At 59.2% G+C, this 8,407-nt stretch carries 7 protein-coding genes; all 7 read right to left on the bottom strand.

Features of this window, described 5'->3' with window-relative positions; genetic code table 11:
- Positions 1–68 precede the first annotated feature (68 nt).
- The gene (locus tag QKE52_RS12500; RefSeq protein WP_347948925.1) at positions 69–824 is read right to left on the bottom strand and encodes an ATP-binding cassette domain-containing protein; all 756 of its coding nucleotides are present in this window, start codon (positions 822–824) and stop codon (positions 69–71) included.
- On the bottom strand, positions 821–1,840 hold the full coding sequence (locus tag QKE52_RS12495) for an iron chelate uptake ABC transporter family permease subunit (protein WP_046647510.1): 1,020 nt from the start codon (positions 1,838–1,840) through the stop codon (positions 821–823). Before QKE52_RS12495 ends, QKE52_RS12500 begins: the two co-directional genes overlap by 4 nt.
- 35 nt (positions 1,841–1,875) lie before the next feature.
- Complete coding sequence (locus QKE52_RS12490; protein WP_046647508.1) at positions 1,876–2,877, bottom strand: iron chelate uptake ABC transporter family permease subunit; 1,002 nt, start codon at positions 2,875–2,877, stop codon at positions 1,876–1,878.
- Between the two features lie 33 nt (positions 2,878–2,910).
- Positions 2,911–3,942 (bottom strand): ABC transporter substrate-binding protein, encoded by a 1,032-nt coding sequence (locus tag QKE52_RS12485; RefSeq protein ID WP_175974692.1) that lies wholly within the window; start codon positions 3,940–3,942, stop codon positions 2,911–2,913.
- Between the two features lie 174 nt (positions 3,943–4,116).
- Positions 4,117–5,472: an amidohydrolase gene (locus QKE52_RS12480; protein WP_175974694.1), complete on the bottom strand. Its 1,356-nt coding sequence runs from the start codon at positions 5,470–5,472 to the stop codon at positions 4,117–4,119.
- A 4-nt stretch (positions 5,473–5,476) separates the two neighbouring features.
- The gene (locus tag QKE52_RS12475) at positions 5,477–7,147 is read right to left on the bottom strand and encodes an AbgT family transporter (RefSeq protein ID WP_347948924.1); all 1,671 of its coding nucleotides are present in this window, start codon (positions 7,145–7,147) and stop codon (positions 5,477–5,479) included.
- 232 nt (positions 7,148–7,379) lie between these two features.
- The gene (locus QKE52_RS12470; RefSeq protein ID WP_347948923.1) at positions 7,380–8,066 is read right to left on the bottom strand and encodes a DJ-1/PfpI family protein; all 687 of its coding nucleotides are present in this window, start codon (positions 8,064–8,066) and stop codon (positions 7,380–7,382) included.
- Positions 8,067–8,407 lie beyond the last annotated feature (341 nt).

Below are 8,407 nucleotides of genomic sequence, written 5' to 3'. Positions count from 1 at the left end.
ACGCATCTTTTTATGCTCGTCCTGGGGCAGTTCTCTGACTATCGGGCAGTCCACCTGAATGCTAATAGCTAGTGGTAACAGGCCAACAGCCCATCCGGGCCATCGATAACAGTGATGGGGGTTTCAAAGATGGGCGTGAGAATCTCATCGCGCATGATCTCCTCCGGACTGCCGAAAGAAACGATGCTTCCATCCTTGGCCGCACAAATATAGTCGGCATAGCGGGCAGCGAAGTTAATGTCATGGAGAACGATGATGATCGTCCGGCCAAATTCCTTAGCGGCCTTTCGCAGGTGCTTCATCATCTCCACGGAGTGTGAGATGTCCAGGTTGTTGAGGGGCTCGTCGAGAAGCACGTAGTCCGTCTCCTGGCAGAGCACCATCGCCACGTAGGCGCGCTGGCGCTGGCCGCCGGAGAGCTCGTCAAGGTACCGGCTCTCCAATTCACCCAAGTGGAAGAAGTCGATGTAGCGCGAGACTATCTCTTCGTCCTCCGCAGTCAGACGCCCCTTCGAGTAAGGGAAACGGCCGAAGCTCACCAGCTGGCGCACGGTCAGCTTGGTAATGAAGTGGTTCTCCTGGCGCAGGATGGAAAGGATCTTCGCCAAGTCCTGCGATTTCGTGGAGGACACGTCGTAACCGGCGACCTCGATGGTGCCCTCGTCGACGTCGAGAAGCCGGCCAATCATCGTCAGCATCGTGGACTTGCCTGCGCCATTCGGCCCAATCAGCGCGGTAATACCGCCGGAGGGGATCTCCAAATCGATTGGACCGATGTTGGTCTCGCCGGAGTAGGACTTCGAAACATTGGAAAGCTTGATCACAGCTTGCCCTTTCGCAGAATGACCAGAAGGAAGACGCTGCCGCCCACTAGCTCGATAATGATGGAGACCACGCCCTGCGCGTAGAAGACGTGCTGCATGAGGAAGTAGGCGCCGGTGAGCACAGCAAAGGCCGTGGCAACCGCCATTGGGAATAAAAAGCGGTGGTCATACGTCTCCGCCGCCTGGTAAGCCAAGGTGGCCACGAGGAAGCCAAGGAAGGTCATAGGCCCTACAAGCGCGGTGCTCGTCGCCATCAGAATGGAGACCAAAATCAACGTGTAGATTGCATTGACCTTGTGGTTAACGCCAAGGTTCGTCGCGGCATCGCGCCCGAGCGCTAGCACGTTGAGCTGGCGGGAGTTCAGGAATATCAGCAGTGTCACCGCGAGGACCAACGGTATGGCGATGGGATAGTACTCGCTCTCCGCGTTGTTAACGGAACCAAAGAGCCGCGCAGTGAGCACGTCGAATTCACTGGGCGTGAGCATGCGCTGCATAAACGTCGAGAGCGAGCCCAGGCCTCCGCCGATAATGATGCCCACGAGCAACATCGCATGCATATTGTTGCGGCGGCTGGTCAGCAGCCAGGAGTACAGCACGAGGGAAAGGCCCACCATGAGAACAAGCTGCACAAGGAAGGTCCCCATGTTGCGGGCCTGAGTTAGGCCGGAGGCACCAAGGAAAAAGATCGTGGCTGTATTAATCGCGACGTACAGGGATTCAAACCCCATGATGGAGGGAGTAAGGATCCGGTTGTTCGTCACCGTATGAAAAGCCACCGTGGCCACGGCCTGGCATACGGCGACGATCGCCATGGCGGTCACCGCATCCGCGCGGCGACGCGCGATCAGCCACCACTTGCGGGTGCCAAACTCCATCGGGTTGTCGTAGGCCAAAAGCCCGAAGGCGAAGGCCAAACCGGCAACAATCAAGGCGGCGAGGATGATCCAGTACTTTCGTGCCGCAGCAGCAGACTGGAAGCTGCCCACGTTTCGCCGGGCACGTGACGTTTGCACAGGTTCCTTCGTCTTAGGGATAGAGATACTTACACTCACTTGGTCGACCTCACGATCAAGACGACGAATACGATAGCACCGACAACACCCAGAATGACTGATACGGGCATCTCAAACGGGGAGATAATGGTGCGGCCAATGAGGTCACACAAGGTCACCGTGGCGATGCCGAGCAGGCAGACCCACGGGAGGTTAGAGCGCAGGTCATCGCCGCGCAACATGCTCACTACGTTGGGAACGATGAGCCCAAGGAACGGCAGGGAGCCAACGACGACGGTGACTACACCCGTCGCCACCGCGATAAGCCCGGTTCCCAACAGAATCATCCGCTTGTAGTTCAGGCCAATATTGGTGGCAATGTCCTCCCCTAGCCCAGCGACGGTGAGTTTGTCAGCATAGAAATACACAGCCAGCAAAACCAGCAGGACGATCCATAGGACCTCGTATTGCCCCTCATAGACAGAGGTAAAGGATCCCATGAACCAGATTCCGAGCTGCTGCAAGGTATCCGTGGCCAGCGCCACGTAGGAAGATACTGCGCTAACGACAGCGCCCAGCATAATGCCGATAATCGGCACGATGAGTGAGGAGCGCAGCGCCACACGGCGCAGGAACGCGAAAAACACCATGGTTCCCACGAACGCAAAAACCACCGAGATAACCATCTTCACCAGCACGGATGAGTGCGGGAAAAGGATTAGAGAAAAGAGCAGGCCCAGTCCGGCCCACTCGGTGGTTCCCGTCGTCGTGGGTTCCACGAAGCGGTTTTGGGTCAGCAGCTGCATGACCAAACCGCTCATTGCCATCGCGGCGCCCGCCAAGACGAGCGCCACGGTACGCGGTATGCGGGTGGTGAAGAACATCGACCAGCCGTCCTCATTATCGAGGATGCTGTATTCCCCCACCATGAGGGAAAGGAGGAGCAACGCGATGACACCGAGCACGCCGAGGCCTAGCTTCCAGGTCAGCACAGGTCCGCGGGAATTGCGCGAACCGACAGCTGGGCGCTCGGCCGCAGTGTTGCTCTTCACCGTCACGGTTTAGCCTCCTCCTTCACTGCCGAGGGTTGTTTAGGCGTTGGCCTTCTCGAAGGCGTCGGCAAGCGCGTTCAAGATCTCGGTGTAGGTAATGATGGACTCATCAACGTAGGTGTCATTCGGCGCCACGTAAACGTTGCCTTCCTTTACAGCGGTTACGTTCTTGAGCGCCGCGTTGTCCTTGACCAGCTTCTCGCCCGGCGTGACATCCTGGCCTTCCTTGGAGATAGCGGAGTCACGGTCCATAACGAGGATCCAATCCGGGTTGGACTCGGCAATGGCCTCAACGGAGATGTCGTCACCCTCGTGGTCATCGGAGGCGTTGGACACCTCCAGGGCCGGGGTCAGGCCAAGCAGCTCAAAGACCGGGCCATACACGCGCCCGATACCGGGAGCGATGTAGCCGATTTCGCCGCCAGAGGTGTTCACAGCCATGACCTTCTGCTCTGGGTTGTAGGCCTTCTTAGCACGCTCAGCAGCGGCGTCGAAATCCTCGATGAGCTTAGCGGCATCCTCTTCGTGGCCGAAAACCTGGCCCAGGGCCTCAGTGTGGCGCTTGAGCTCGTCGAAGAAATCTTCGTCATCACGCGGCTCGAAATCAAGCACCGGGACGTCCTCGAGCAGCTTCTCGATGTCCTCTTGGTACTGCTCGAAGCGCTGGCCATTCCACACGACGTCCGGCTCTGCAGCTACCAGACCTTCAAGGTCCGGCTCCTTGTGGGATCCCAGGTCAACCTCGACGGTGTCCTTGTTGTAGGTATCACGCAGGGACTTCGGGACCAGCGGCAGCGGCGCGGCAGCAAGGTCGATATCCCACTGCGCCAGGACAGAAAAAGCGCGGTTATCCGTCACCGCAGGGTTCTCCACCGGCAGGGTGACTTCCTTTGAACCGAAATTATCTTCCACGGTGATGGTGGACGCGCCTGCCGCCGCGGATTCGGTCGGCTCAGCGGTCTCCTCAGACTGACTGGAAGAGCAGCCAGTGAGGGCAAGCGCTGCCACCGAGAGAGTAGCGGCAAATTTAGCGGCGGTCGTGCCCGCGGCACGGCGAGAAAGGTTAAACATAGCTTCCTTGCATATTAGGTGTGGCTAACCACAGTTGGCAAATAAGGGCAGCGTCTAACCTAACTCAAGTAAAGCTTACCTTTCAAGCATGCTGATGTTTCCTAATTCATGATGGGGGTAGCAGACCACCACCTGCCACCCCGTGACATGCCTTTTAGAACAAAATATTTACGCTTAGCCTTCCCCCTTCTCCGCGATGAGATCACTCACCGACACTGGCCCTTCCCTATCAAAATCCTCCCGCACCGCGCGGCGGAAATTCGGATCCGCCAAGAAGTCGAGGGCAACCTGTGCCAAACCCGCCGCCGAATCAACGGCCGCATCTACCGCCTGCGGCGTGGCAGCCCAGCGCGCAAAGTCCTCCGTGTGCAGGGCCACGTCAGTTGGCGATACCTTCACCATCGGATGCAGACCGGGCACGAGGTGAGAGACATTGCCAAAGTCAGTCGAGGCAGCCACCGTATCCGGCACCGTCCCAGCGGGCAGCGCGGTGCGTCCGCGGCGCGCCTGCGTGGCCGACCACCGCTCCACCAGCGCCGCGTTGTTGCGCACGGGCAGAGTCATCGGATGCTCATCCCAATCAAGCTCCACCTCAACACCGGCCATGAGTGCAGCGCCCCGGACGATGTCTTCCACCCTGGCGGACAGATCCATGAGTGTGCGCGTCCCCAACGAGCGCACGTAAATAGTCATTTCCGCCGCGCTCGGGATAATGGAAGGCCGATCGCCACCGCCCATGATGGCGTGCACGCGATCCGAGGGCGGCATTTGCTGGCGCATAAGCCCAATCCCCTGGTAAGCCAGGCTCGCAGCGTCGAGCGCGTTGCGCCCCATAAAGGGCTGGGAGCTCGCATGCGCGGCGACGCCGCGAAAAGTAACGTGCAGAATGCGGCGGCCCACCCAGGCGTGCGCGCCGATGTCATAACCAAAGCCATGGATCATCACCGCGGCATCGACTCCTTCGAGGCTGCCGCCGCGGATCATGTATTCCTTGCCGGAATGCCCCTCCTCCGCTGGGGTCCCTTGGAGGAGGATGCGGCCGGACACGGGAGGGGCGTCGTCCAACACGGCAGTAGCCGCCAAGAATCCAGTAACGCCCGCTGCGGCGATGACGTTATGCCCGCACGCGTGCCCAATCTGAGGCAGGGCATCGTATTCCGCCAGGATGGCCACAGTGGGATGCCGTTCAGGGTCAAAATCTGCACTCTGCCAGGAAGCTTCGAAGGCGGTCTCCACGCCGTAGACCCCGCGACACGTGGAGAAGCCGTGCTCTTCAACGATGTCCGCGAGTACCGCCATGGAACGATGTTCTTCGAAGGCCGTTTCAGGGTGAGCGTGCAGGTCCGCGACGATGTGCGCGGCCTTCTCCCGCAAGGCCTCAGCCCGCGCGGCCGCCGCGTCCCAGAGCTTCGCTTGGCCTGGGTAGTCCTCTCCCTGTTTTTCCGGTGGTGCTGCAGACGCCACGCGCTTGGCGACGCCCTCCTCCATCGCTTCCAAATACGCTGTCGATGGATTGTTGCGTTGGTTCATGCGCTTAACCAATCATGACGTTGTTGCCCGGTCCCAGCGGAAGGTCCACATAGAACCAGATGGCCAGCAAGATCGCCCAAGCCGTAAAGAATGGGACCACGAAGGGCACGAGGCGCGACATCAGGGTTCCCAGGCCCGCCTCGCGTTCATAACGCTGGAGGAAGCCAAGCATGACAATCATGTACGGGTTCAGCGGGGTGATGATCTGGGTTGCGGAATCGCCGACGCGGAATGCGCCTTGGATGAAGGCCGGCTCATAGCCCAGCAGAGCAAACATCGGAACGAAAACTGCCGCCATGAGCGTCCACATGGAGGAACCGGAAATAATCAACAGGTTCAGGCAGGACGCGAGTGCGATGAAGGCGAAAATAGCTGGGAAACCGGTAAGCCCGATGGATTCAAGGAAGGCCGCGCCCTTCACTGCGGTGAAGGTGCCGATACCGGTCCAGGCAAAGAGTGCCACGAACTGGCCCAGGATAAAGGCCAGAATAAGGAAGCTCATCATGTCTTTGAGAGCACCGATCATCATGTTCACAACGTCGGTGATCCCCTTGACCGTGCCGACTACCTTGCCGTAGACAACGCCGAGCACCAAGAAGTAGGCGAACACGATAAAGACGATGGAATTCAGCAGCGGGGACTTGGGCAAGAAGCCACCCTCTTCATTGCGCCACGGCGATTCTGGCAGAAGGACTGCAAAGAGAATGATGGCGGTGAGGATGACCGTGGCCACACCGGACCAGATGAGGCCCTTGGACTCGGCTGGGCGCAGCTCAGCGGTGAGCTCCTCGCCGTTTTCATCGCGGTCGCCGCGCTCGGCGGCATCCTCGGGATCAATGTCTTCTTCGGTGGGAACCTCCTGCTTCCACATGCGCGGCTCGATGACCTTATCGATGATGAAGCCGGCCAGCACACCCAGCACGATGGAAGAGGCCACATTGAAGTAGTAGTTCGACATGGCGTTAACCGGAGCGAACTCGGTATTCGGCAGGGTCTCCATGACCGCGGTGGTAATACCGGCGAAAAGTGCATCCAGCGAGGTGGGCACCAAGGAAGTGGAATAACCAGCACCCACGGCGGCGAAGCCGCCGATCAGACCCGCCACCGGATGACGGCCCGCAGCCTTGAAGACCATCGCGGCCAGCGGCGGGACGATAACGAAGGCGGCATCCGCCATGACGGAGGCGGTCACGCCGATAACGCCGACTGCATAGGGCAGTAGCCACGGCTTCGCCGAACCGAAGAGCTTACGGATGAGTGCCGAGAGCATTCCGGAGCGCTCCGCCACACCCACCGCCAGCATGATAGGCAGCACCGTTACCAGCGGCGGGAAGTTGATGTAGTTCTCACCCATTGTCGTGGTGAACCACGTCAGCCCCTCACCGGTGAACAAACCTTTGACCGGCTGGATCTCATCCGATCCGGGCACCTTAATCTCGACGCCCATCTTCGCCATGATGGTGGAGAGAACACCGGTAATGAGGAAAAGAATCAGGAAGATGGTGAAGGGTTCTGGCAGCTTGTTGCCAATGTATTCGACACCATTGAGGAACTTATCCAGCATCCCCCCGCTGGACTGTTGGCTCGATTTTTGCTCAGCCTTGACGGAATTCGCCTTCGGCTTTTCCGCGGTACCAGCGCCTCCTTGTGGCGCTGCATTCGATGGGCTGTTCATGGGTACTCCTGTCGTAGGGGTCAGTCCCAGTGCTCCACGTCACACTGTTGGGGAAAGGCTACCACGGGAATGTAACTTGCATAACAAATAGTTTGGGATTGGGTCACATTGTGTTCGGCCAGACCTACTCCGACTCCGCTCTCTCGCCGCCCGCTCACCTCCGCATACCTACAGGCTCTCCCCAACTACGCCCACGGTAAATAGTGGCCAAAAATCGCCAGTTTTTAGCCTCTTATCTACCGTGAGCGTCACCAGATTGCCCGAACGTTACGTCCCCACGCTCAGCTTCGTCACCGCTCGCCGGCACCAGCCCATAAAGCCGCGCGAAAGGATCCCACTCACTGTCGCGGTGCGCATCATATTCCGCAAAGTTGGCAGCATCGATGGCAGCACTGTCTGATACAAGGTGCGCAATGAGCGCGACCGTCATATCCATGCCCGCCGCAACACCTGAGGAGGTCCATCGATTGCGGTCGTGCACCCACCGCGCCTCCGGCTGCCAGTCCACCGTCCCTCCAAAGGAACTCGCCCACGCAAACGCTCGTTTGTTACTTGTGGCGGTGTAGCCCTCCAAGAGCCCGGCCGCCGCCAGGACCGCAGAACCCGTACACACGGAGGCAACCACCGGCGCTTGCGCACCCACCTCACGAAGCCACGTCAGAAAAGATTCGTCTTCCACGAGCTTCCGGGTCCCCTTTCCTCCCGGGACGAGGAGAACGTCGGCCGGCTCAATCTGCCCATAAGAGATTGTCGGCACTACTTCCACGCCCTGCGAGCTAGCAACTGGCCCACTATCCGACCCTGCGAAAACAACGGCGACATCAGGCACCGCTTGAAGCAGCTGGACGGGCCCGAAGACGTCGAGAAGCTCAAAGCCCTCAAACAAGACGACCGTGATGCGGAGAGATTCGGTATCCATGCGGCCATCCTAAAGCAGGCTGCAACGACACCGATATTGAACTACCTCCCCCGAGCATCCGTGAGCACACGTAATTGAAGCAAAACCGGATACAGATGGCCCACAACCCCGACAACAAGAAGAACTGTAGCCGCTAACAATCCGTCTGCCGCAGCGCACCATCCAGCGCTACATATATGGAGCAACAATCCCCACGCATGACCGGCTGCCGACGATCGCATGGGACGAAGAGGGGTCGCCCCTTCACGCTTGGCAGACTCTTCTCTGCGCATCGCCAAAATCATGCCGTTCCATCCGCTTCGCGTGAGCACAGCATTGAATAGCTCGACACCCCACCGACG

The organism is Corynebacterium sp. c25Ua_47 (assembly GCF_039907205.1).
In the GTDB taxonomy this organism is placed as follows: Bacteria; Actinomycetota; Actinomycetes; order Mycobacteriales; family Mycobacteriaceae; genus Corynebacterium; species Corynebacterium hiratae.
This window is presented reverse-complemented; position numbering and strand designations above follow the sequence as displayed.